Source organism: Pseudomonas triticicola, from assembly GCF_019145375.1.
GTDB lineage: Bacteria > Pseudomonadota > Gammaproteobacteria > Pseudomonadales > Pseudomonadaceae > Aquipseudomonas > Aquipseudomonas triticicola.
In genome coordinates this window covers 4,069,598-4,093,078 of sequence record NZ_JAHSTX010000001.1, presented here as the reverse complement: position 1 = coordinate 4,093,078, position 23,481 = coordinate 4,069,598, and the positions used below count along the sequence as shown (strand labels likewise).

The 23,481-nt window shown below is 60.3% G+C and carries 20 protein-coding genes; 19 read left to right on the top strand and 1 reads right to left on the bottom strand.

Annotated features, from left to right (window positions below; all coding sequences use genetic code 11):
• The first annotated feature begins 111 nt into the window (after nucleotides 1-111).
• The 13 genes from KVG85_RS26080 to KVG85_RS18005 all read left to right on the top strand — a co-directional run bounded on the left by KVG85_RS26080 (nucleotide 112) and on the right by KVG85_RS18005 (nucleotide 15,288).
• Nucleotides 112-237: a hypothetical protein gene (locus KVG85_RS26080; protein WP_258604617.1), complete on the top strand. Its 126-nt coding sequence runs from the start codon at nucleotides 112-114 to the stop codon at nucleotides 235-237.
• The gene (glnE, locus tag KVG85_RS18060; protein WP_217864549.1) at nucleotides 234-3,173 is read left to right on the top strand and encodes a bifunctional [glutamate--ammonia ligase]-adenylyl-L-tyrosine phosphorylase/[glutamate--ammonia-ligase] adenylyltransferase; all 2,940 of its coding nucleotides are present in this window, start codon (nucleotides 234-236) and stop codon (nucleotides 3,171-3,173) included. The genes KVG85_RS26080 and glnE overlap by 4 nt, the downstream gene beginning before the upstream one ends.
• Before the next feature lie 309 nt (nucleotides 3,174-3,482).
• Nucleotides 3,483-4,517 carry a lipopolysaccharide heptosyltransferase II gene (gene waaF / locus KVG85_RS18055; RefSeq protein WP_122881210.1) on the top strand — a complete coding sequence of 345 codons (1,035 nt, stop codon included), beginning with the start codon at nucleotides 3,483-3,485 and terminating at the stop codon, nucleotides 4,515-4,517.
• A gap of 1 nt (nucleotide 4,518) precedes the next feature.
• Nucleotides 4,519-5,580, top strand: a complete 1,062-nt coding sequence (rfaC, locus tag KVG85_RS18050; RefSeq protein ID WP_217864548.1) for a lipopolysaccharide heptosyltransferase RfaC — start codon at nucleotides 4,519-4,521, stop codon at nucleotides 5,578-5,580.
• Nucleotides 5,580-6,701, top strand: coding sequence for a glycosyltransferase family 4 protein (locus KVG85_RS18045; RefSeq protein WP_217864547.1), 1,122 nt, complete (start codon nucleotides 5,580-5,582; stop codon nucleotides 6,699-6,701). Before rfaC ends, KVG85_RS18045 begins: the two co-directional genes overlap by 1 nt.
• Nucleotides 6,701-7,507 (top strand): lipopolysaccharide core heptose(I) kinase RfaP, encoded by an 807-nt coding sequence (gene rfaP, locus KVG85_RS18040; RefSeq protein WP_217864546.1) that lies wholly within the window; start codon nucleotides 6,701-6,703, stop codon nucleotides 7,505-7,507. Before KVG85_RS18045 ends, rfaP begins: the two co-directional genes overlap by 1 nt.
• On the top strand, nucleotides 7,507-8,241 hold the full coding sequence (locus tag KVG85_RS18035) for a lipopolysaccharide kinase InaA family protein (RefSeq protein WP_217864545.1): 735 nt from the start codon (nucleotides 7,507-7,509) through the stop codon (nucleotides 8,239-8,241). The genes rfaP and KVG85_RS18035 overlap by 1 nt, the downstream gene beginning before the upstream one ends.
• Nucleotides 8,238-8,990, top strand: a complete 753-nt coding sequence (locus KVG85_RS18030) for a lipopolysaccharide kinase InaA family protein (RefSeq protein ID WP_217864544.1) — start codon at nucleotides 8,238-8,240, stop codon at nucleotides 8,988-8,990. Before KVG85_RS18035 ends, KVG85_RS18030 begins: the two co-directional genes overlap by 4 nt.
• A complete protein-coding gene (locus KVG85_RS18025) occupies nucleotides 8,990-10,441 on the top strand; it encodes a lipopolysaccharide kinase InaA family protein (RefSeq protein ID WP_217864543.1) in 1,452 nt (483 codons plus the stop codon). The genes KVG85_RS18030 and KVG85_RS18025 overlap by 1 nt, the downstream gene beginning before the upstream one ends.
• A 178-nt stretch (nucleotides 10,442-10,619) precedes the next feature.
• Nucleotides 10,620-10,949, top strand: a complete 330-nt coding sequence (locus tag KVG85_RS18020) for a YceK/YidQ family lipoprotein (RefSeq protein WP_217864542.1) — start codon at nucleotides 10,620-10,622, stop codon at nucleotides 10,947-10,949.
• Nucleotides 10,950-11,121: 172 nt separating this feature from the next.
• Nucleotides 11,122-12,876 (top strand): carbamoyltransferase family protein, encoded by a 1,755-nt coding sequence (locus KVG85_RS18015; RefSeq protein ID WP_217864541.1) that lies wholly within the window; start codon nucleotides 11,122-11,124, stop codon nucleotides 12,874-12,876.
• Entirely contained in the window at nucleotides 12,869-13,777 is a 909-nt protein-coding gene (locus KVG85_RS18010; protein ID WP_217864540.1) for a glycosyltransferase family 2 protein, read from the top strand. Before KVG85_RS18015 ends, KVG85_RS18010 begins: the two co-directional genes overlap by 8 nt.
• 50 nt (nucleotides 13,778-13,827) lie before the next feature.
• The gene (locus tag KVG85_RS18005) at nucleotides 13,828-15,288 is read left to right on the top strand and encodes a hypothetical protein (RefSeq protein ID WP_217864539.1); all 1,461 of its coding nucleotides are present in this window, start codon (nucleotides 13,828-13,830) and stop codon (nucleotides 15,286-15,288) included.
• Nucleotides 15,289-15,291: 3 nt separating this feature from the next.
• Here the strand turns inward: KVG85_RS18005 and KVG85_RS18000 are convergent, their stop codons facing one another.
• Nucleotides 15,292-15,945, bottom strand: coding sequence for a lipopolysaccharide kinase InaA family protein (locus KVG85_RS18000; protein WP_217864538.1), 654 nt, complete (start codon nucleotides 15,943-15,945; stop codon nucleotides 15,292-15,294).
• Between the two features lie 125 nt (nucleotides 15,946-16,070).
• Here KVG85_RS18000 and msbA point away from each other — a divergent pair, with 125 nt between their 5' ends.
• The 6 genes from msbA (at nucleotide 16,071) to KVG85_RS17970 (ending at nucleotide 23,467) form a co-directional block, all read left to right on the top strand.
• On the top strand, nucleotides 16,071-17,897 hold the full coding sequence (gene msbA / locus KVG85_RS17995) for a lipid A export permease/ATP-binding protein MsbA (RefSeq protein ID WP_217864537.1): 1,827 nt from the start codon (nucleotides 16,071-16,073) through the stop codon (nucleotides 17,895-17,897).
• Complete coding sequence (locus KVG85_RS17990) at nucleotides 17,891-18,787, top strand: GNAT family N-acetyltransferase (protein WP_217864536.1); 897 nt, start codon at nucleotides 17,891-17,893, stop codon at nucleotides 18,785-18,787. Before msbA ends, KVG85_RS17990 begins: the two co-directional genes overlap by 7 nt.
• A gap of 4 nt (nucleotides 18,788-18,791) precedes the next feature.
• Entirely contained in the window at nucleotides 18,792-20,189 is a 1,398-nt protein-coding gene (locus KVG85_RS17985) for a PIG-L deacetylase family protein (protein WP_217864535.1), read from the top strand.
• Nucleotides 20,190-20,253: 64 nt separating this feature from the next.
• Nucleotides 20,254-21,675, top strand: coding sequence for a bifunctional D-glycero-beta-D-manno-heptose-7-phosphate kinase/D-glycero-beta-D-manno-heptose 1-phosphate adenylyltransferase HldE (hldE, locus tag KVG85_RS17980; protein ID WP_076565323.1), 1,422 nt, complete (start codon nucleotides 20,254-20,256; stop codon nucleotides 21,673-21,675).
• 130 nt (nucleotides 21,676-21,805) lie between these two features.
• On the top strand, nucleotides 21,806-22,780 hold the full coding sequence (locus tag KVG85_RS17975; RefSeq protein ID WP_217864534.1) for a glycosyltransferase family protein: 975 nt from the start codon (nucleotides 21,806-21,808) through the stop codon (nucleotides 22,778-22,780).
• Nucleotides 22,781-23,467, top strand: a complete 687-nt coding sequence (locus KVG85_RS17970; protein WP_217864533.1) for an HAD family hydrolase — start codon at nucleotides 22,781-22,783, stop codon at nucleotides 23,465-23,467.
• Nucleotides 23,468-23,481 lie beyond the last annotated feature (14 nt).

Here is a 23,481-nt window from a genome sequence, read left to right as displayed (position 1 = left end):
AATGTATAGACGAGTAGTAAAACTACAGATGAAAGGCTTGTGGCCTCCGACTGCGTTGTGAGGATAATCGTTAAGGCGGGTCGATTTCCATCCGAATAAGGTGAAAGTTTGATGCTGGATGCCAAAGAAGAAGAAATTTCAGCTATTTCTAACTTTTGTTCGACAGTCCTTCGCGTAGCGGGTTTTCATCATTCACTACAAGCGGCCCTCAATACGCCGATCAAGGATAGACCATGACCCTGCCCGTGCTTGCCGAACTGCCCGCCATTCTCCTGCCGTTGGTCAGCCGATCCGAGCAGTCGTTCCGTACGTCCGTCGCCGCCCTTGAAGACGATCACGGCCTGTCGAACTGGACGCCGGAGCGCTGGGCGCAATTCGCCCGTGTCAGCGCCGCCAGCGAATTTGTCATTGAACAGAGCATTCGTGACCCTTTGATGTTGTTGTCGCTGGTGGCGTCCGGCGAACTTGATCGAGCGTTTGCGCCCGGCGAGCTGTGCGCACAGATTGCCGCCGCTGTGAACAGCGCGCAGAGCGAAGACGAACTCGGCCGCGCCTTGCGTCGCCAGCGCGCACGCCATCAGGTGCGAATCATCTGGCGCGACCTGACCCGTCAGGCCGATCTGGTGCAGACCTGCCGTGACCTCTCGGACATGGCCGACGCCACCATCGATCAGGCTTATCAATGGCTGTACAGCCGTCATTGCGAGCAATTCGGCACGCCTACCGGTCGGCGCAGTGGTGAGCCGCAGCAGATGGTCATCCTCGGCATGGGCAAGCTCGGCGCGGTCGAGCTGAATCTGTCTTCCGACATCGACCTGATCTTCGCCTACCCCGAAGGCGGCGAAACCGTCGGCGTGAAACGCTCGCTGGATAATCAGGAATTCTTCATCCGGCTCGGCCAGCGTCTGATCAAGGCGCTGGATCCGATGACGGTCGACGGCTTCGTCTTCCGCGTCGACATGCGCCTGCGTCCATACGGATCGTCCGGTGCGCTGGTGCTCAGCTTCAACGCGCTGGAGCAGTATTACCAGGATCAGGGGCGCGACTGGGAACGCTACGCGATGATCAAGGCGCGGGTGGTGGCTGGCGATCAGGTTGCCGGCGCGCAGTTGCTCGACATGCTGCGGCCGTTCGTTTATCGGCGCTATCTGGACTTCTCGGCGATCGAAGCGCTGCGCACCATGAAGCAGTTGATCCAGCAGGAAGTGCGGCGCAAGGGCATGGCCGACAACATCAAGCTCGGCTCCGGCGGCATTCGTGAAGTCGAGTTCATCGCTCAGGCCTTTCAATTGATCCACGGTGGCCGCGACCTGAGCCTGCAACAGCGTCCTCTATTAAAGGTGCTGAGCACGCTGGAAGGGCAAGGCTATCTGCCGCCGGCGGTGGTCAGTGAATTGCGCGAGGGTTACGAGTTTCTGCGTTACACCGAGCATGCCATTCAAGCGATTGCCGACCGCCAGACGCAGATGCTGCCGGACAGCGCTCAGGATCAGGCGCGGATCGCCTTCATGCTGGGCTTCGCCGATTGGTCGGCGTTCCATGAACAACTGATGTACTGGCGCGGGCGCGTGGCCTGGCATTTCGCCCAGGTGATTGCTGATCCCGACGAGGAAGAAGGCAGCGAAAGCGAAGTGGTGGTCGGCGGTGAATGGTTGCCGTTGTGGGAAGAAGAACAGGACGAAGAGGCCGCGTGCCGGCAGTTGCAGGAAGGCGGTTTCGTCGATGCCGGCAAAGCCCTGAAAGCGCTGGCCGGTTTGCGCGGCAGTCCGCAACTGCGCGCGATGCAGCGGCTGGGACGCGAACGTCTGGATGCGTTCATTCCGCGACTGCTCGCGCAAGCGGTGGAGCATGACAATCCCGATCTGGTGCTCGAGCGCGTGCTGCCACTGGTGGAAGCGGTAGCGCGGCGTTCGGCGTATCTGGTGTTGCTCACGGAAAACCCCGGCGCGCTGCGCCGCCTGCTGACCCTGTGTGCGGCGAGCCCGTGGATTGCCGAGCAGATCACGCGCTTCCCGCTGCTGCTCGACGAATTGCTCAACGAAGGTCGGCTGTTCAAGCCGCCGCTGGCGCCGGAACTGGCGGCCGAGTTGCGCGAACGCCTGACGCGAATTCCCGAAGACGACCTCGAGCAGCAAATGGAAGCCCTGCGCCATTTCAAACTGGCGCACCGCTTGCGCGTCGCCGCTTCGGAGATTGCAGGCAGCCTGCCGCTGATGAAAGTCAGCGATTACCTGACCTGGCTGGCCGAAGCGATTCTCGAACAGGTGCTGGCCCTGGCCTGGCGGCAGACCGTGGCCAAGTACGGCACACCGCTGCGCACCGACGGCACGCTATGCGATCCCGGCTTCATCATTGTCGGTTATGGCAAAGTCGGCGGTATCGAATTGGGGCATGGTTCGGACCTGGATCTGGTGTTCATCCATGACGGCGATCCGCAGGCGGAAACCGACGGACCGAAATCCATCGACGGCGCGCAGTTCTTCACGCGTCTGGGGCAGCGGATCATCCACCTGCTCACGGCGCAGACCAACTCCGGCCAGCTCTATGAAGTTGATATGCGTCTGCGGCCGTCCGGCGCTTCCGGGCTGTTGGTGAGTTCCCTCGGCGCGTTCGCCCGCTATCAGGAAAACGAAGCCTGGACGTGGGAGCATCAGGCGCTGGTACGCGCACGGGTGCTGGTGGGCAGTCAGGACGTTGGTCAGGCCTTCGAGAAAGTCCGTGCGCAGGTGTTGGGCAAACCGCGGGATCTGGCCAAACTGCAACAGGAAGTCAGCGAGATGCGCGCCAAGATGCGCGACAACCTTGGCACCCGCAGCACCGCAGCCGGCACGGCGGCGAATGCGTTCGACGCGGGCGTGCCGTTCGACCTCAAGCAGGACGCCGGAGGTATCGTCGATATTGAATTTATGGTGCAATACGCGGCCCTGGCGTGGTCGCACAGCCATCCACCGCTGCTGCGCTGGACCGATAACATCCGCATTCTGGAAGAGCTGGAACACGAAGGGCTGATGCCCGCCGAAGATGCCAGTCTGTTGCGCGAGGCCTACAAGGCCTATCGCTCCGCCGCCCACCGGCAGGCCTTGCAGAAGGACGCCGGGGTGATAGCCGGGGATCAGTTTGTCGAAGAGCGAAGACAGATTTTACGGATTTGGCGTGAGTTGGGGCTAAGCTGAAACGCGCCAATGAACGCAATGAGATTCAAACGGTGGGAGCGAGCCTGCTCGCGAACGCGGAGTGTCAGTCAACAGCAATGTTGAACGTGCCGGCCCCTTCGCGAGCAGGCTCGCTCCCACAGTGATCTGCGGTGAGCGCAGTGATGTGAACAGATGCAAAAACCTGTAGGAGTGAGCCTGCTCGCGATAGTGGAGTGACAGTCGACAGACATGTTGAACGAAATGACCCATCGCCAGCAGCGCCGCTTCCACAATGATTATCGAGGCGGGGAGGCGTAAATGCCTCCCCGGTTCGTTTTTGGAAACCACATGAATATTCTGATCGTTGGGCCCAGTTGGGTCGGTGACATGGTGATGGCGCAGACACTGTTTCAGTGTCTCAAGCAGCGCCACCCGCAATGCGCAATCGACGTGCTGGCGCCCGAGTGGAGCCGGCCGATCCTCGAGCGCATGCCCGAAGTGCGCAAGGCCTTGAGCTTCCCGCTCGGCCACGGCGCGCTGGAACTGGCGACGCGCCGGCGCATCGGCAAATCCCTGCGCGGTCAGTACGATCAGGCGATCCTGCTGCCCAACTCGCTGAAATCGGCACTGGTGCCGTTTTTTGCCGGCATCCCGAAACGCACTGGCTGGCGCGGCGAGTTCCGCTATGGCCTGCTCAACGACGTGCGCACTCTCGACAAAGAACGCTACCCGCTGATGATCGAGCGTTTCATGGCGCTGGCCTATGAAGCGAACGCCGAGCTGCCAAAGCCGTACCCGCGCCCGAGTCTGCAAATCGACCCGGTGACCCGCGAAGCGGCACTGGCCAAATTCGGCCTGACCCTTGATCGCCCGGTCCTGGCCCTGTGCCCCGGCGCCGAGTTTGGCGAATCCAAGCGCTGGCCGTCCGAGCATTACGCCAAGGTCGCCGAAGCGCGCATCCGCGAAGGCTGGCAGGTATGGCTGTTCGGCTCGAAAAACGATCACGCGGTCGGCGAAGACATTCGCGCCCGGCTGATCCCGGGCCTGCGTGAAGAATCGGTCAACCTCAGCGGCGGCACCTCGCTGGCCGAGGCCATTGACCTGCTGTCCTGCGCCGATTCCGTTGTGTCCAATGACTCCGGCCTGATGCACGTCGCTGCGGCATTGAATCGTCCGCTGGTCGCGGTGTACGGCTCGACCTCGCCGGGCTTCACCCCGCCGCTGGCCGAGCAGGTCGAGATCGTGCGCCTGGGCATCGAATGCAGCCCGTGCTTCGATCGCACTTGCCGGTTCGGCCATTACAACTGCCTGCGTCAGCTGATGCCGGACGCGGTCAACGATGCCTTGCAGAAGTTGCAGGGCTCCGTGGTCGAGGTTCATTAACTTGCGGGTATTGCTGATCAAGACTTCATCGCTGGGCGACGTGATTCACGCGTTGCCGGCGCTGACCGACGCCGCCCGGGCCATTCCCGGAATCAAGTTCGACTGGGTGGTGGAAGAGGGTTTCGCCGAGATTCCGAGCTGGCACCCGGCGGTCGATAAAGTGATTCCGGTGGCGATCCGCCGCTGGCGCAAGAATTTGTGGAAAACCCTCACCAGCGGCGAGTGGAAACGCTTCAAGCAAAGCGTGCGCGCCAATAAATACGATCTGGTGATCGACGCTCAAGGCCTGCTGAAAAGTGCCTGGCTGACCCGCTACGTCAAAGCCCCGGTGGCCGGCCTCGATAAAACTTCCGCGCGCGAGCCGATGGCTGCGCGCTTCTACAATCGCAAACTCGCTGTCGCGCGAGGCCAGCACGCCGTCGAGCGCGTACGCCAGTTATTCGCCATCGCTCTGGGTTACGACTTGCCCAAAGGCCTCGGCGATTACGGCCTCAACGTCGAGCGACTGGTCGAGTTGCCACGCAGGAACGCTTACGTGGTGTTCCTCCACGGCACCACTTGGGACACCAAGCACTGGCCGGAAATCTACTGGCGCGAGCTGACCGAGCGGGTCGGCTACCTCGGCGTTGGCGTGAAGCTGCCGTGGGGCAATCCGCAGGAAAAGGCCCGCGCCGAACGCATTGCCGCCGGTTTCAAGCACGCCGAAGTGCTGCCGAAGCTCAATCTGGCCGGCGTCGGCAAAGTCCTCGCCGGCGCGCAAGCCTGCGTGGCGGTGGACACCGGGCTCGGCCATCTGGCCGCTGCGCTGGATGTACCGACGATTTCGTTGTTCGGCCCGACCAATCCGGGCCTCACCGGCGCTTACGGCAAGCTGCAGATTCATCTGGCCAGCGACTTCCCGTGTGCGCCCTGCATGCAGAAAAAATGTACCTATCAACCGACCGAGCAGGATGCCCGTCAGTTTGACCTGAAACGCGAGCAGCCTTTGTGCTTCACGCGTGTGAACCCCGAGCGTGTCGCCAGCCGACTGAGCACGTTGTTAATGGCTGAGGAGCTGCGCTGATGCAATTGGCATTTGTCCTGTACAAATATTTCCCGTTCGGCGGCCTGCAGCGCGATTTCATGCGCATCGCCCTCGAATGCCAGAAGCGCGGTCATCAGATTCGCGTCTACACGCTGATCTGGGAAGGCGACGTGCCGCGTGGTTTCGAAGTGCTGGTGGCGCCGGTCAAGGCCTTCTTCAATCACCGTCGCAACGAAAAACTCAGCGCGTGGATGGCAGCAGATCTGGCCAAGCGCCCGGTTGATCGCTTGATCGGCTTCAACAAGATGCCGGGCCTGGACGTCTACTACGCCGCCGACGGCTGCTTCGAAGACAAGGCGCAGAACCTGCGCAACTCGCTGTATCGCCGCTGGGGTCGCTATCGCCACTTCGCCGAGTACGAGCGCGCGGTGTTCGCCAGAGACGCGAAGACCGAAGTGCTGATGATTTCCGAAGTGCAGCAACCACTGTTCATCAAGCACTACGACACGCCGCTTGAGCGCTTCCATCTGCTGCCGCCGGGCATCGCCCAGGACCGTCGGCGTCCGGCGAATGCTGATGAAATCCGCGCTGGTTTCCGCGCTGAATTCAATCTCAAGGACGACGAGCTGCTGCTGGTTCAGATCGGCTCCGGCTTCAAGACCAAGGGTGTCGATCGCAGCCTCAAGGCGCTGGCCGCACTGCCCGCCGAATTGCGCAAACGCACCCGGCTATTTGTAATCGGCCAGGATGACCCCAAATTGTTCCAGATGCAGAGTGCGACGCTGGGCCTGGGCGACAATGTGACCTTCCTCAAAGGGCGCAGCGATATCCCGCGTTTTCTGCTCGGCGCCGACCTGTTGATTCACCCGGCCTACAACGAAAACACCGGTACCGTGCTGCTTGAGGCGCTGGTGGCCGGTTTGCCGGTGCTGGTCAGCGCGGTCTGCGGTTACGCCCATTACATTGCCGAGGCCGATGCCGGGCGAGTGCTCGACGAGCCGTTCGAGCAGGCGCAGCTGACGCAATACCTGACCGAGATGTTGAGCAACGACGCTGCACGTGCGGCCTGGAGCCGCAACGGTCTGGCCTTCGCCGAGACGGCCGACCTCTACAGCATGCCGCAGCACGCGGCGGATGTGATTCTGGCGGAGCACGCTTAATGAAGTTGATGCTGGCTGAACCGTTCAAAAGCCTTTGGGCCGGACGCGACCCGTTCGCCGCAGTCGAAGGCTTGCAGGGCGAGGTGTACCGCGAGCTGGAAGCGCGCCGGACATTGCGCACGGAAGTCGACGGCAACGGGTTTTTTGTGAAAATTCACCGTGGTATCGGCTGGGGCGAGATCTTCAAGAACCTGCTCACTGCCAAGCTGCCGGTACTCGGCGCGGGTCAGGAATGGACAGCCATCCAGCGTCTGCAGGAAGTCGGCGTGCCGACCATGACCGCCGTCGCCTACGGCGAGAAGGGCAGCAACCCGGCGGATCAGCATTCGTTCATCGTCACCGAAGAACTGGCGCCGACCATCAGCCTCGAAGACTTCAGCATTGACTGGGTCAAGCAGCCGCCGGAGCCAACACTCAAGCGCGCATTGATTGCCGAAGTGGCGCGGATGACCGGGATGATGCACCGCGCCGGGGTCAATCACCGCGACTGCTACATCTGCCATTTTCTGCTGCACACCGACAAACCGGTCACGCCGCAAGATTTCAAACTCTCGGTGATTGACCTGCACCGTGCCCAGACCCGCGCGAAAATCACTCAGCGCTGGCGCAACAAGGATCTGGCGGCGCTGTACTTCTCCGCGCTGGACATCGGCCTGACTCGCCGCGACAAGCTGCGTTTCCTCAAAGGCTATTTCCAGCAACCGCTGCGGCAGATTCTGGCGGAGGAAGCGCCACTGCTGAGCTGGCTGCAAGGCAAGGCCGACAAGCTCTACGCGCGCAAACAGCGTTACGGGGATGCGCTCTGATGGCGGGCTGGACACTTGAGCCGCAGTACGGCGACCTCGCCGAAGATTTCGGCAGCCTCGAAGCGGTGTTTGCGTTACAGGGCGAGCGTCTGACTCGTGATCCTCTGTCGGAGGTCATCCGCGTCCAACGCCACGGCGTCAATTACTACGTCAAGCGTTACGTCGGCGCCGGTAAGGGCCTGCGCCGCTACCTCGGCAAGCCGCGCGTAAAAATGGAATGGCAGAATCTCAAGCGCTTCGCCAAGTGGGGAATCCCCACGGCCGAGGTGGTGGCCTGGGGGTTGGAGCGGCGCGGTGCGGCTTATGATCGGGGTGCGATGATCACCCGTGAACTGCCCCATACCGAGGACCTCTCGGCACTGGCCGAGCGCAAGGATCCCAAACTCAAGGATCGCGCCTGGGTCGACGGTGTCAGCCGGCAACTGGCTGGCTACACCCGGACCATGCACGACCATCGGTTTACGCATAACGATTTGAAATGGCGCAATCTGCTGATCGACGATCAGGCGCGCATCTTCCTCATCGATTGCCCGAACGGTGAGTTCTGGCGCGGCTTCTGGCTCAAGTACCGGATCACCAAGGACCTCGCCTGTCTCGATAAGCTGGCCAAATATCACCTGTCCAATACCCAGCGCCTGCGCTTCTATAAGCAGTATCGCCAGTGTGATCGGCTCGATGTCGCCGACAAGAAACGGATTCGCCACGTGGTGAGATTTTTTGAGGGACGTGAATGACTGATTTTCTTGCCGTACAGGACCGCGCTCTGCTGGAGCGCCACGGTCTCGGCAATTTCGACGCACTGTGGGCCAAACAGCTTGAAGCTGTGGATGAGCCCAACACCGCTGGTGGCGGCTGGAGCAGCGTGTTCCGCCTGGATCTTGAAGGTCAGGGCTATTACCTCAAGCGCCAGAGCAATTACCTGACGCGGACCTTGCATGCGCCGTTGGGCGAGCCTAGTTTTGCCCGTGAGTTTCGCAACATCAGCCGTTACCGCAAGCTGGGCATTCCGGCGTTGCAGGCGGCGTTTTTCGGTGAGCGCAAGGTTGCCGGGGAAGTGCGCGCCATTCTGCTCACCCGCGCACTGGATGGCTGGAGCGACCTGGATTCGCTGCTGGCGCGCTGGACGCAGCTCAGTGCCGCGCAACAGTCGGCCATTCTCACTGCGTGCGGTCTGCTGGCGCGGCGGCTGCACGGCGCGCGTCAGGTGCATGGCTGTTTTTATCCCAAGCATATCTTCCTGCGCGCCACCGGCGACGGTTATGAGGCGCAACTGATCGATCTGGAGAAAACCCGGCCGTTGCTATTCGGCATGCGTGATCGGGTCAAGGATCTGGAGCCATTGCAACGCCGTGCGCCGCAATGGAGCGAGGGCGACTTGCGGCAATTGCTCGCGGCGTATCTCGAACAGCCGGCCGACAGCTCGCTGCTCGACAGCTGGCTGATGCGGCTGACGGCGCGGCGCAGTCACAAGGAGACTCGTTGATGCAATTGTCCGAGCTGGCTCGATCCGGGCGCGCCCCTTCGTTGCCGCTGACCGTGAGTCTCGCCGATGCGGCCGGTACTGCGGATTTGCAACTGCTGAGCCTGTTGCGCGTTTTGCCGGGGCAGCGTTATGTCGGGGCCGGTGTCTGGCGCGGTCGGCCGGTACTGGCGAAACTGCTGGTCGGCAGCAAGGCCGCCCGACATTTCCAGCGTGAGCTCGAAGGTGTGCGGCTACTCGCGGCACAAGGTATGACCACGCCGCTGCTGTTGGCCGATGGCCTGAAAGACAGCGAGGGTGGCTGGCTGCTCTTTGAGTTTCTGGAGGGTGCCGAAAGCCTTGGTGATGCGTGGGCGAATGTCGAGTCGCTGCCGGCATTGGCCGATGAGCAAACGGCCGTGTTGGCCGAAGCGCTGGATGCCATCGGTCGCCTGCACGGCAAGGGGCTCTGGCAGGAAGACTTGCATCTGGACAATCTGCTGCGCCACGGCGGTCAGTTGTACCTGATCGATGGTGCCGGCGTTCGTGCGCAAACGCCGGGGCAGCCCTTGTCCCGGCAGAAAGTGCTGGAAAATCTAGGCGTGTTTTTCGCCCAGTTGCCAAAATCACTCGAACCGTTCACCGAAGAACTGCTGGTGTATTACCTGCTGAGCAACAGCGAGCATGCGCTGCCTCTGGAGGCCTTGCAGAAGCAGATCGACAAGGTCCGGAGTTGGCGCCTCAGGGATTATCTGATCAAGGTCGGCCGCGACTGCACCTTGTTTGCTGTTCACCGCGGCGCATTCGCCTTGCGCGCCATTCGCCGCGAAGAAGAATCAGCCATGCTGCCGGTGCTGGCGCAGGCCGATGCGCTGCTCGAACAGGGGCATCTGTACAAGACCGGTGGCGCGGCGAGCGTTGGCAAGGTTCAGATCGGCGCGCGCACTCTGGTGATCAAGCGCTACAACATCAAGGGCTTCGCCCATTGGCTCAAGCGGTTCTGGCGCCCGAGCCGTGCCTGGCATTCATGGCGTGAGGGCAATCGCCTGGCGTTCCTCGGCATCTCCACGCCGAAACCGCTGGCGGTATTGGAAAAGCGTTTTTTGTGGCTGCGCCGCAGTGCCTATCTGGTCACCGATTTCCTGCCGGGGCCAGACATTATCGAGCGCTTTGCACCGTACGTGGAAAACGGTCAGGCGCCGGAAGCCGAGCTGCGTGCGTTGGATCAGCTGTTTGCCCGATTGATTGCCGAGCGCATCAGTCATGGCGATTTCAAGGGGCACAACCTGTTCTGGCAGGCGGATCGCTGGGCGCTGATCGACCTCGACTCGATGTGTCAGCACGGCTCTATTGGCAGCTTTGCCCCGGCGTATGCCCGCGATCGCGCGCGGTTCATGCGCAACTGGCCGCAAAGCAGTGCCTTGTATCAGGTCATCGATCAGCGGTTGCCGAAGGAAGTCTCCACCGCAGGGTGATTTCTCGGCCAGCAGGCTCGCTTCCCACAACGGACCCGATTTCCTCTGGGGATGAGCCTGCCAGCAGTAGCGGACAAAAAAACCGACATGTCCTACAGCTTCGCCAGAAACCATGAACTGTGCTCTGCTCAGCCTCGATGCTAGTTTGCCTGACGATCTCGGAGGGCAAATCTTGGGCATGAAAAAATTTCTTGCGCTGGGCGTCCTGTCTTCGGCTCTCTCAGGCTGTGGCAGTGTCTCAACCGTGTTGCAGGGGGACGCTGATGCTGCCCGTGACTTGCGCAAAAAGAAGACCTACTGCCAATCGATTCCGCGCGTCTACAGTGGCGTGGCCTTCGATTTTTGCACCTTGAATGCGCCGCCCGATCCTACGGGTATGCTGGCGCCCTTCGTGTTGTTCGATCTTCCGCTGTCCGCCATGTTCGATACGCTTTCGCTGCCTTACACGGTCTATCGGCAGATTACCGATTCAAATCTGAGTATTTACTGGCGCAGGGACGGCTATTGAGTCGTTGAACCCGTTGATTCGGACCAATCGTGCAGGTGGCAATTCGCACAAGGTAATTCCCGTCATGTTTACGCTATAATCCCGCCCTTTAGCTGCCACTCGCCCTGTGCGAGGGCGCATCAATTTTCAAGGCGCATCGCGCCTGCATGCAGACTAAAGAGGCTAGACCCCTGTGGCATTGACGATTCTTGGCCTGTCCGGCGCCCTTAGCCATGATCCTTCCGCAGCCTTGTACATCGACGGCAAGCTGGTCGCGGCGGCTGAGGAAGAGCGCTTCGTACGCGATAAACATGCAAAGAACCGCATGCCCTACGAATCGGCGAAATTCTGCCTCGAGCAGGCCGGTATCAAACCTTCCGACGTTGACGTGGTGGCGATTCCATTCGCTCCGATCAGCCTGTTCGGCAAGGCCCGCTGGCACTACGCCAAGCGCTACTGGTACGCCCCGGATCGTGCTCTCGATGCGATCCTGATGGGTAACCGTCGCTACAAGCGCTACCGCAACAAGATCGTCTGGTGCCTCGAGCAACTGGGCTTCGATCCGAAGAAAATCAAGATCGAGCCAGTCGAGCATCACCTGGCTCACGCCTCCAGCGCCTATCACTGCTCGGGTTTCAAAGAGAAAACCGCGATCCTCGGTATCGACGGTAAAGGCGAATATGCCACGACGTTCTTCGGCTATGGCGAAAACGGCAAGATCCACAAGATCAAGGAATTCTTCGATCCTGATTCCCTCGGTGGTTTGTACGGTGCGATCACCGAATTTCTCGGTTTCGAGATGCTCGACGGCGAGTTCAAGGTCATGGGCATGGCGCCGTATGGCGACGCCAGCAAGTACGACTTCTCGCGTCTGGCCTCGTTCGAGAATGGCGAACTGGTGATCAACACCGACTACGCCAACGTCATCGGCCTGCGTCGTTATAAAGAAAAGGGCAAAGGCTTCTACTTCTCGCCGAAGCTGATCGAGTGGCTGGGGCCGAAGCGCGAAGGCGATATCGCCGACGAGCCGTACATCCACTATGCCGCGAGCATGCAAGCGCTGTTCGAGAAGCTGGCGTTGCAGATGATCGACTACTACCTGGGCGACGTGCTCAAGGAAACCGGCAAACTGGCTTTCGCTGGTGGCTGTGCGTTGAACGTCAAGCTGAACCAGAAAATCATCGCTCGCGACGACATCAAAGAGCTGTTCGTACAGCCTGCGTCCGGCGATGCCGGCACCGCAGTCGGCGCTGCCGCTTACGTGTCGCACGCCCGTGGCGTACCGGTCGAGAAGATGGAGCACGTCTACCTCGGCCCGTCCTACAGCAACGAAGACGTTATCGCCGCCTGCGCCCGTCACGAGAACAAGCCGACCTGGCGCAAGCTCGACAACATGCCGGAGCAGATCGCCAAAATCATGGTTGAAGGTAATCCGGTGGCCTGGTTCCAAGGGCGCATGGAGTTCGGTCCGCGCGCGTTGGGTGGCCGTTCGATCATCGGTTGCCCGAGCGTGGCCGGTGTCGCCGACCGCATCAACCATCAGATCAAGTTCCGCGAGCGCTGGAGGCCTTTCTGCCCGTCGATGCTCGACACCGTCGCGCCACAGATGATCAAGATCGACCATCCGGCCCCCTTCATGACCTTTACGTTCGAAGTGGCTGAGGAGTGGAAAACCCGCGTTCCGGAAGTTGTTCATGAAGACGGCACTTCCCGGGCCCAGGTGCTCAAGCGCGAATACAATCCGCGCTACTACGACATGATGAAAGCGCTGGAAAACCTCACTGGTAACGGCGTTTCGCTGAACACGTCGCTCAACCGGCGTGGCGAGCCGATGATCTGCTCGCCGACCGACGCGCTGAACATGTTTTTCGGCTCGGACCTGCAATATCTGATCATGGAAGATATTCTTGTCGTCAAAGAAGGCGTGCAAGGAAACGGCCTTGACTGAAACACTGATCAGTGTCGTGATCCCGGCATACAACTACGCCAGATCGCTGCCGCGTGCGGTGGAGTCGGTGCTGGCGCAGCTGCACGAGGCAGCTGCGGATCTGTTGGTTATCGATGACGGCTCCACTGACTCCACGCCTGAGGTGTTGCAAGCGTTGCTGGCCGAACATGCCGGGCGTTTTCGTGCGATACGCCAAAGTAACGGCGGACTGTCTTCAGTTCGCAATCGCGGGATCAAGGAAACCACCGGGCGATTTCTAATTTTTCTCGACGCGGATGACGAGATGGCTTCCGGGGCTCTGGCAGCGTTATCGCGACACATCGCCAGTCACCCTGAAACGCGGATGATCATCGGCGCTCATTGGTCGATCTTTTCCGGCGGCAGGCGCAGCCTGCAGGCTGTCAAACCGTTGCCAGTCACGGTGCGGCAGCGAGTCAGGGGCTATTTGCTGGACAAAACGGTGTCGATCTCAAACGGTGCCTGCGCCATGCATCGTGAGGTATTCGCGCCGGGCAACTATCCGGAGCATCTGCGCAACGTCGAAGATTTGCCGGTGTTTGCCCAAGTGTTGGCGCGCTTCCCCTGCACAGTGGTCGAGCAGCCACTGGCGCTCATTTACAAGCACGCCGACAGCATGCGCCATGATCTGCGCCAGAGCCTGGCATCGGGTACCGAGCAGGTGGTCGGTGAGGTTTTTTCCAGTCAGCGGATGCCGCAGGAGTTTCACGACTTGCGCCAGGCGTATCTTGCTCAACGTTGCCTGTCATTGTTTCGAGATTGCTACTCGCATGGGGAATATGCGTTGGCGAAAACATTCTATATGCAAGCACTGCGCGCCGACTGGCGCATCCTCGGGCGCTGGTCATACATGCGCAAAGCCTTGCGCCTGCTGTTCCGATGAATCGATCTGTTTTTTTGCGTACCTGTGGCGCGTGATGTTGAGGGGGCTGGGTGAAAGGTACGGACAGTAAATGGGCGGTCAAGGTAGCTCGGGTAATCAATGAGCGACCGGTCAGTGTCGCGTTCTGGGCAAGCATTCTCCTTTCATTGATCGCTGTGTGGGGTACCGCAACGGTCGGTCGCGATGCTGCGCTGTACATCGATATCGCCCATCAGGTGGTCTTGCACGGGGCCGATGTGGCCTGGACGCATTTCGACTGGCCATGGTTTTCCATTCTTCTGGCTCTGACCCATCGCTTCCTGCTATTGCCGCTGGAGTTGAGCGCCTATCTGTGGTGCGGCCTGTTTTTCGCCGGCACCAGTGCTTTGATGGTCGATTGTATCCGTCGACGTTCTCCCGAGCTTGCCGGCTGGGCGTGCCTGATTGTGCTGGCGATGCCCGCAGTCAATGCCTTTCGAAATGACATCATCCGCGAATGCGGTTTCTGGTTTTTCTGCACGCTGGCGTTATGGCAGGCGCTGCGTTGGCAAGTCTTGGGCGGTTGGCTCAGAGCCGGTCTGATTCACTTTGCCATTGTTGCTGCAGCGCTGTTTCGGCTTGAAGCATTGCTGTTATTGCCTGCGCTCGGGCTGTGGCAACTGCCGGGTCTGTGGCGCTCTGGCCAGCGCACTCGTTTGCTGCAGTTTGCTCTGTTGCCGGTGGTGGGGCTGCTGGTTGCATCGGCCTTCGGGGTTTTCATGTCCGGGCGCTTCCTCCTGTATCTGGACATGATTGCACCGCACAGCGTCTACGCGTCGTTTCAGATGCTGTCCGAACAGTTCGCCAACTCGCTGATCAACAAATATTCCCAGGATGAAGCCGGGCGCATCGTGTTCTTCGGACTGCTGGCGACGATGATGATCACATTCGTCAAGCTGATGGGGCCGTTCGCTGTGCCCTTTGTCCTGCGTCGCAACTGGGGGGTATTGGGTGTTTACTGGCGTGACTATCGTCCGTTCGCTTTGGCGGCACTGCTGTATCTGATCGTGCTTATGCTGTTCTTCATCAAGCAGCAATTCATGAACGCCCGTTATCTGAGCTTTCTCAATCTGCTGGTCGTACCGCTGCTGGCGATGGCGCTGGCGGCATTTGCCCGGCAGTTTCCGCGCTGGACCAAAGTACTGGTCGTGGCAGCGTTACTGGTGATGTTGTCGAATGTGATTTCGACTGGCGCAGGCAAGACCCATTACGTGGCCGCCGGGCGCTGGATGTCCGCGCACGTCGAGCCTGAGGCCAGCGCCTGGTTCGAAGACGGCCGCATCAGCTATTACGCGGGGCGCGGTTATGTATTGCCGACGCTCACGCGTGAACAGGCCATGTCGCCGGAGCATGCCGATGAATATCGCTACTTCCTGATCGAGGGAAAGGGTGATGAGCCGTGGCTGAGCGAGTGGCTGGTGGCGCACAAGATGCGCATCATCGAGCGCTTCGCCAATCGCAAGGGCGCAACGATTCTGGTGATCGGCAAGTAAGGCTCAATTCAACAGCAGGCGCAGGCGTTCGATCAGCGCAGCCTGTCGCTTGCTCGGCAACGCCTGGCGATAACCCTCAAGAAAGGTTTTCCCGGCGTCGTCGCCGAGCAGCCACTGCCGGTCTTGTTTGTAGCGCAGCAAATGGGCGAAGTTGCGCAGGCGCTTGCTGTCGCTCAGAGCTCGCCTCTGGCAACGCAGGTCGGCGATGTCGATCAATCCGAGCTGATTCTCCGGCGTCTGCACGACATTGCCGAAGTGCAGGGACCGGAAGTACACGCCTTTTTCGTGCAGTTGCGCAATAAATGCCCCCAACTGACTGCGCAACGTCTCGGTCTCTTCGGGGGAGGCCTGCAATTGCCGTACGGTTTCGCCCGCCAGCGGTGCGTAATACACGCCATCGCGCTGAATACTTGGAATGCGGTAAACCGCGATGACGTTCGGACAGAGGATGCCGCGCTGCTGCAACGCTTTGGTGTTGTTGGCGAAGCGCTGGGCGTAAGGAAAGAACAGTGCCGAACTCAGCAAGCGTTTGCGGCGAAACAGTTTGAGCATGCGACCGTCGGCCAACCTGAGCACCTTGTCGCCGGAACCGTCGGCTTCGAGTACCTGAGCACCCTTGCGCAGTGCCTCGTAAGTGCTGTGATCAATCGATTGCATGCCTGACTCCCCATCGTGAGCCGGCTATCTTAACCGACTTGGCCAAAGGCTGGCGCCCGGTGATGTTGATCGGCGCAAAAGGGCGTGTGATATCATCGCCGCCTCACTGATTTACGCGGATTCCCATGAGCAGTCCTGAACCGAAAGCCCAGTCAACGCTGGCGATCTATTTCCGCCTTTTGGCTTACGTGCGTCCCTACGCCGGCCTGTTCATCCTGAGTATCGTCGGCTTCCTCATCTTCGCATCGACCCAACCGATGCTCGCCTACATCCTCAAGTATTTCGTCGACGGCCTGGCCAATCCGGAGGCCAGCCTGTTTCCCGGAAATCCTTATCTGGGCAAGTTGCAGTTGCTCGAAAGCGTGCCTTTATTGATCGTGCTGATTGCCGTGTGGCAAGGCGTCGGTTCGTACCTGGGCAACTACTTCCTGGCGCGTGTTTCCCTGGGGCTGGTGCATGACCTGCGTGTGGTGCTGTTCAATAAATTGCTGGATCTGCCCAACAGTTATTTCGACAAGAACAACTCCGGCCACCTGATTTCACGTATCACCTTCAATGTGACCATGGTCACCGGCGCCGCCACCGACGCGATCAAAGTGGTAATCCGCGAAGGTATGACGGTGATTTTCCTGTTCTGCACCCTGTTGTGGATGAACTGGAAGCTGACCCTGGTGATGGTCGCCATCCTGCCGGTGATCGGCCTGATGGTGAACAGCACCAGCAAGAAATTCCGCAAGCAGAGCAAAAAGATTCAGGTGTCGATGGGTAACGTCACGCACGTCGCATCCGAGACGATTCACGGCTACCGCGTGGTGCGCAGCTTTGGTGGCGAAACCTATGAAAAGGTGCGTTTTCGTGACGCCAGTCAGAGCAACACCGACAAGCAACTGACGATGACCAAGACCGGCGCGGTGTATACGCCGATGCTGCAATTGGTGACGTACAGCGCCATGGCGGTAGTGATGTTTCTGGTGCTGTACCTTCGCGGTGATGCGTCGCCCGGTGATCTGGTGGCCTACATCACCATGGCCGGGCTGCTGCCAAAACCGATTCGCCAGCTCTCGGAAGTCAGCTCGACGATCCAGAAAGGTGTGGCCGGTGCGGAGAGTATTTTCGAGCAGCTGGACGAGCCGGCGGAAGTCGATAACGGCACGGTCGAGCGCGACCGACTGCAAGGTCGCCTCGAAGTGCGCAACCTCAGCTTCAGTTATCCGAACAGCGAGAAGAAGGTGCTCGACGACATCAGTTTCGTCGTCGAGCCAGGACAAATGGTCGCACTGGTCGGTCGTTCCGGCAGTGGCAAGTCCACCCTGGCCGGCCTGATTCCGCGCTTCTACCAGCATGAGCAGGAACACGGGCAGATTCTGCTTGATGATGTGCAGGTGCAGGACCTGACCCTGCGCAGCCTGCGTCGGCAGATTGCCCTGGTGACCCAGCAGGTCACGCTGTTCAATGACACGGTGACCAATAACATCGCTTACGGCGACCTGGCGGGCGCACCGTTCGATGAGGTCAAGCGCGCGGCTACCGAAGCCTACGCCGATGAATTCATCATCAAGATGCCGCAGGGCTATGAAACCCTGGTTGGCGAAAATGGTGTGTTGCTGTCCGGTGGCCAGCGTCAGCGCATCGCCATTGCGCGGGCGTTGCTCAAGGATGCGCCGCTGCTGATTCTCGATGAGGCCACCTCGGCCCTGGATACCGAATCGGAACGGCATATTCAGGCGGCTCTTGATCACGTTGTGCAGAACCGCACGACGCTGGTGATCGCTCACCGCCTGAGTACGATCGAAAAGGCTGATCTGATTCTGGTCATGGACGAAGGCAAGATCGTCGAGCGGGGCACCCATGCCCAGCTTCTGGCGCAAAACGGCTACTACGCACGCTTGCACGCCAAGGAATTTGAAGAAGGTGATGAGCCGCAACCGACCCATGTGACCGACCTATGCTGACGGCGTTTCGCGCTTGGCGGGAGCGCGGCTGGAGCGAGATTGATCAGGCCGCCTACGCACAGGCCTGGCAGCGATTCGGTGGCAGTTTTGCAACTCATCCTGACGTGGTGGAGCGGCTGTCGGCGTTTGTCGGCATCAAGCTTCACTACCTGGGCTGGATCGTCGATGGCGAAGTCGTCGCGGCTGTTGCTTGCTGGGGCAGGCACGCCGCGCTGTCCAAGGAAGTGCTCAAGCGCGAAGGCAAGCGCGGCCTGCTGGACATGGGCAACGCCGAACTGATTCTGCCGATTGCTGCGGATGTCGTGGTTCCGGTGCGCCAGCGCATGGCATATGTTTCGCAACTCAACGCCGAGCAGATCAGCACACTGCGCCCGCAGCCGGAAGGGTTGGCGCTGGCGCGGCTGCCTGAAGATTATTCGAAGAAGTTTCGTTACAACCAGCGCCGCGAACAGCGCCTGTTGGAAGAGGCGGGCGGTGCGCTGATTCCGATGTCCGACTTGACGCCACAGGAGCAGGCCGCCGCTTATGGTGATCTGTTTCAGCGCCGTTGGGGCTTTGAAGTGCCCGGCAAGGCCGGACTTGTCGAAGTCTTCACGATGCTGCGCGAGTTCATGACCGGTTCGGTAGTGGTGCTCGAGTCGGCGCCTGTCGCTATCCAGATTCTGTACCGTGTCGAAGCGCCGCACTGGGTATCGCTGGAATACGTCAACGGTGGTGTCGACCCGCAAAGCCGCGAGTTCAGTCCCGGCAGCGTGTTGAGTTTCGTCAACACCCAGCAAGCGTGGGCGGAGGCTCAGGCACTGGGCAAGACACTGCGCTATTCGTTCGGCCGTGCCGACCGCGAATACAAGGATCGCTGGTGCCACACGGTGCCCGTCTACAAGGTCTGAAACCATGACTGCTCGCAAGCAACAGCTTCTCAAGGCGCACCGACGCAGCAAACGCTTGTTCCTTATCGCGTTTGTGATCGCTCTGGTGGCGGCCGGCTTCTTGCTTGGCTGGTGGCTGGTGCCGGTGCTGCTGGCCTTGGCGTGGGTGGCGCATGAGGCGTGGTTTGCCGATCACCTGTTCTATCGCGCGAGCGACGACTACCAATATCACTTTCCTGAGGATGCTGCGCAGCAGGCCGTGAATCTGGATGCCGGTGTCCTGCGTCTGAGCGAGTCGCTGGCGCCGGGAGAAACGCTGGTGCTTGAGCTTGAAGTCAAGGCGACCTGGCTCGGGCGCTGGCTGGATCCTTACGTCGAGCTGGACGACGATCGCCAGGACTTCGAGCGGGGCGTAAACGGCCGGCGTTACCTCAATCTGTCCGGGCAGGCGGCGCTTGGCGACAATACCCTGACAGTGCGTGGACGGCATTGCACGCTGAGTTCCAGCGGCACACTGTGGGTAATGAGCAACCCCGATTACGCGCAGCAACGGGTCATGGTCATCGCGCCCCACGCTGATGACGCCGAGCTGGCTGCGTTCGGGCTATACAGTCGCTGCGCAGAAGCGAGCATCGTCACACTGACCCAGGGCGAAATCGAAGCCGAAGTCTTCCAGCGCCTCGGACTGGACAAGGCTCAAGCCGCTCGCCTGAAGGGCAGGCTGCGTAGTTGGGATAGCCTGAGCATCCCATTGTGGGGCGGGGTGCAGGCCAGTCGTTGCGTACAGCTGGGTTATTACTGTCTGCAGTTGCCCGCGATGGCCGAGGAGCCGGACACATCATTCGGCTCGCGGGAATCCGGCGAAAACGATGTGCGCAGTGTTCGGCGGCACAATCCGCTCAAACTGCCCGGCGATGTCGATGGTGCGCCGACCTGGATCAATCTCGTCGGTGATATACGGCAATTGCTCGAGCATTTTCAGCCAGAAGTCGTTGTCACTCCGCATCCCGAGCTGGACCCGCACAGCGATCACGTCGCTTCCACCCGTGCCCTGCTGGAAGCCATCGCCGCCAGTACGTGGAAGCCGTCGACCTTGCTGATGTACGCCAATCATCTGCATGACAATGACCGCTGGCCAATGGGCCCGGCCGGTGGCGGTATCACGCTGCCGCCGGCAATCGAGCCGTTGCCGTCCGATCGTCTGTGGAGTCCATTGCTATCAGCGGATGTGCAATTGGACAAGGCCATGGCGCTGGCCATGGAGCATGACCTGCAGGGCTCGCTCGGGTTCAAGCGGCAGTTGCGTCGCGTCATTCAACAGGTGCTGGCGGGACGTCGCTGGCCTGTCACTGGCAGTAACGAGTTTTTCCGCAAGGCTGTTCGCCGCCACGAACTGTTCTGGGTCCGCGACCTTTCAGATTGAGGCGGACGGCGCTTTACCCTGTGTTAATATCGCGCCCCTGTTCATTTTGTATGTGGGTTGCTCCATGAAGTTGTCCATGCCGCGTTTCGATCAAGCCCCTGTCTTGGTGGTCGGCGATGTCATGCTCGACCGTTACTGGCATGGCGGAACCTCACGGATTTCCCCTGAGGCGCCAGTGCCGGTGGTCAAGGTCGAGCAGATCGAAGACCGTCCGGGCGGTGCCGCGAACGTTGCCCTGAACATCGCCGCACTGGGTGCGCCCGCGTCGCTGGTCGGTGTTACCGGTGATGACGAAGCCGCCGACAGCCTGAGCAACAGTCTCAAAGGCGCCGGCGTACGTGCTTTGTTCCAGCGCATTGCGCACCAGCCGACCATCGTCAAGCTGCGGGTCATGAGCCGGCACCAGCAATTGCTGCGTATCGACTTCGAAGAACCGTTCGCCACCGACGCTTTGGCGCTCGGCTCGCAGGTCGATGACCTCCTCGAAGGCATCAAGGTGCTGGTGCTTTCCGACTACGGCAAAGGCGCACTGAAAAATCATCAGGCGCTGATCCAGGCGGCACGGGCGAAGAACATACCGGTGCTGGCCGACCCGAAGGGCAAGGACTTCTCGATCTACCGAGGCGCCAGCCTGATCACGCCGAATCTCAGCGAATTCGAAGCCATCGTGGGCGGTTGTGTCGACGAGCACGAACTTGTCAGCAAGGGCGCAACGTTGATGCACGATCTCGAACTCGGGGCGCTGCTGGTCACCCGTGGCGAACACGGCATGACCCTGCTGCGCCCGGATCAACCCGCGTTGCATTTACCTGCGCGAGCCCGAGAAGTGTTCGATGTGACCGGTGCCGGCGACACGGTGATTTCGACCCTGGCCGCGGCGATTGCTGCCGGTGAGGATCTGCCACACGCCGTGGCCCTGGCCAACCTGGCAGCGGGTATCGTGGTCGGCAAGCTCGGTACGGCTGCCATCAGTGCCCCGGAACTGCGTCGCGCCATTCAGCGCGAGGAAGGCTCCGAGCGTGGTGTGCTGGGCCTTGAGCAGTTGGTGCTGGCCGTCGCGGACGCCCGTGCGCATAACGAAAGAATTGTCTTCACCAATGGCTGCTTCGATATCCTCCACGCCGGCCATGTGACCTACCTTGAGCAGGCACGAGCGCAAGGCGATCGACTGATTGTCGCGGTCAACGACGATGCTTCGGTCAGCCGCCTGAAAGGCCCCGGTCGCCCGATCAACAGTGTCGACCGGCGCATGGCGGTTCTGGCGGGCCTCGGTGCGGTGGACTGGGTCATCAGCTTCCCGGAAGGCACGCCAGAGAATCTGCTGCGCGAGGTCAAGCCGGACGTGCTGGTCAAGGGCGGCGATTACGGCATCGATCAGGTTGTCGGTGCAGATATCGTCACCGCTTATGGCGGTACCGTGAAAGTGTTGGGACTGGTGGAAAACAGCTCGACGACCGCAATTGTCGAAAAAATCCGCAGTCGCTGATCAGATGAATTTTTACCGTTGTGTACCGCGTGTGAACGGGTTTTGCCTTGGGGATTTAACCGTTTCCGTCGATGTGGGCAGGTTTGAATCCGCTGCGCCTGCCTGCCTACGTTACGTGGTCATTTAATTTATGAAAGTCATGCTTCTGGTGATGGACGAGCAGCGGGTCATTCTCGACCGGCTCTATGACATCGTTCAGCAGAACTGCGATGAGTGTTTCATCTATCGTCTGAGCAAACAGCAGCAGATGAACCTCGGAGCCTTTCTGGCTTCGGTCGAGTACCAGACCTTTGACCGCGTAGTGATCTTCTCCCGGGTCAAGCGTCTGGCGCCTCAATTACGCGTGCTCAAGTGCATTCCCGGTCTGGTCTTTCTGGAGCATGACGCCTACCAGAATTACATGCCCGCCAGTAAGTACCGTGGTGTTTACTCGCGCTTGTACAGCCGATTGCCGAGCTGCCGGGCGCTGGTTTCCGGCGCAGTGGTCGCGCGCAAGATGCTCGCCGAAGGCATCGATACCGTGTTCGTCTCTAAAGGCTACGACGAGCAGATGTTGCACAACACCGGCGTCGAGCGCGACATCCCGATCGGTTTCCTCGGCAGCCTGAAGAGCACCGAGTATGCCGAGCGCAAGGCCATGCTCGAATCCCTTTCGCGACGCACCGGCATGCTAGTGACTCGCACCCAGTCCGGGGCGGAGTACCTCCAGACTCTCAATCGCATCAGGATCTTCGTCAGCGCCGATATCGGCATGAACGAATTCATGATCAAGAACTTTGAGGCCATGGCGTGCGGCTGTGTGCTGCTGGCCTGGAGTCAGGGCGAAGAAGACCGGTTGCTCGGTTTCGAAGACATGCACAACACGGTGTTCTACCGCAGCGAAGACGAAGCGGTCGCGAAGATCAAGATGCTGCAGGACGACCCCGAGCTGGCACAACGTATTGCCAGCAACGGCCAGGCGTTTGCCGAGAGTCGCTATTCGTTTTCCCGGGTCGGCCAGGCGCTCGCCGAAGCCATACAGCGCGAGATGCGCCCATGGCAACCACCGTCAGGTTTTACAAGGTTTTGGGTCAAGCTGCGTTATGGCATGAAGGTGCCGGCCTGAATGGCGGACGAATACATGGCGCTGGATGCGCTGCCCGGTGGCGACCAGTCGGTTTTGCCAGCCTTGCCCGAAGCCCTGCGCGAATGCCTCAGCCGTGCGGCGCGGGTGGTATTGATCGCTAATAATCCCGCGATTACCGCAGCTGATTTCGCAGCGCTGAATATCGGCGCTGATGACGTCGTCGTCAGTTTCAATCATTGCATCAAGGCGACGCTGCTCAATGAGCAAAGCGTCAATGTCTTCGTGCACGGCTACAACGCGCCGGACGCCTATTTTTTCGGGTTGCCCTGCAACAAGGACGTACAGCGACTGTTCGACCGCGCGGGCGAGCGCTGCTTCACCATGCTGGTGGGTTGCGCAGCACCGATGTGTCCGTTGCCTCGCGTAGCGATGTACTGGGATCGCATTCCGTTGCCGCCGCTGTGGAACTACCCGGTCGACCGCCCGGGCGGCAAGCGCTACGTCGGCCCCTCCACCGGCTTCAACACGCTGGTGCTGTTCGACTGGCTGCGCGGGCATGTTGGTTACACCTATCAGTTGATGACTTTGGGCTTCTCCAACGAGGCGGGGAAGCTTTGGGGCGGCCATGCCTGGGATTACGAGCGGGACTGGTTAATAAAGTCCGATGTGATAGTCGTAGCGCTGCAACCCCGGCGCTGGTGGCAGAAACTGTTCAAGCGCAAATAAGCCACGCCGCAGTC

Coding starts and splice junctions, on each gene's coding strand:
- KVG85_RS26080 (WP_258604617.1), top strand. CDS start 112: ATGCTGGATGCCAAAGAAGAAGAAATTTCAGCTATTTCTAACTTTTGT.
- KVG85_RS18000 (WP_217864538.1), bottom strand. CDS start 15,945: ATGCAATCGATTGATCACAGCACTTACGAGGCACTGCGCAAGGGTGCT.
- hldE (WP_076565323.1), top strand. CDS start 20,254: ATGAAGTTGTCCATGCCGCGTTTCGATCAAGCCCCTGTCTTGGTGGTC.
- msbA (WP_217864537.1), top strand. CDS start 16,071: ATGAGCAGTCCTGAACCGAAAGCCCAGTCAACGCTGGCGATCTATTTC.
- KVG85_RS18030 (WP_217864544.1), top strand. CDS start 8,238: ATGACTGATTTTCTTGCCGTACAGGACCGCGCTCTGCTGGAGCGCCAC.
- KVG85_RS18025 (WP_217864543.1), top strand. CDS start 8,990: ATGCAATTGTCCGAGCTGGCTCGATCCGGGCGCGCCCCTTCGTTGCCG.
- waaF (WP_122881210.1), top strand. CDS start 3,483: ATGAATATTCTGATCGTTGGGCCCAGTTGGGTCGGTGACATGGTGATG.
- KVG85_RS17975 (WP_217864534.1), top strand. CDS start 21,806: ATGAAAGTCATGCTTCTGGTGATGGACGAGCAGCGGGTCATTCTCGAC.
- rfaP (WP_217864546.1), top strand. CDS start 6,701: ATGAAGTTGATGCTGGCTGAACCGTTCAAAAGCCTTTGGGCCGGACGC.
- KVG85_RS17985 (WP_217864535.1), top strand. CDS start 18,792: ATGACTGCTCGCAAGCAACAGCTTCTCAAGGCGCACCGACGCAGCAAA.
- glnE (WP_217864549.1), top strand. CDS start 234: ATGACCCTGCCCGTGCTTGCCGAACTGCCCGCCATTCTCCTGCCGTTG.
- KVG85_RS17990 (WP_217864536.1), top strand. CDS start 17,891: ATGCTGACGGCGTTTCGCGCTTGGCGGGAGCGCGGCTGGAGCGAGATT.
- KVG85_RS18020 (WP_217864542.1), top strand. CDS start 10,620: ATGAAAAAATTTCTTGCGCTGGGCGTCCTGTCTTCGGCTCTCTCAGGC.
- KVG85_RS18035 (WP_217864545.1), top strand. CDS start 7,507: ATGGCGGGCTGGACACTTGAGCCGCAGTACGGCGACCTCGCCGAAGAT.
- KVG85_RS18045 (WP_217864547.1), top strand. CDS start 5,580: ATGCAATTGGCATTTGTCCTGTACAAATATTTCCCGTTCGGCGGCCTG.
- KVG85_RS17970 (WP_217864533.1), top strand. CDS start 22,781: ATGGCGGACGAATACATGGCGCTGGATGCGCTGCCCGGTGGCGACCAG.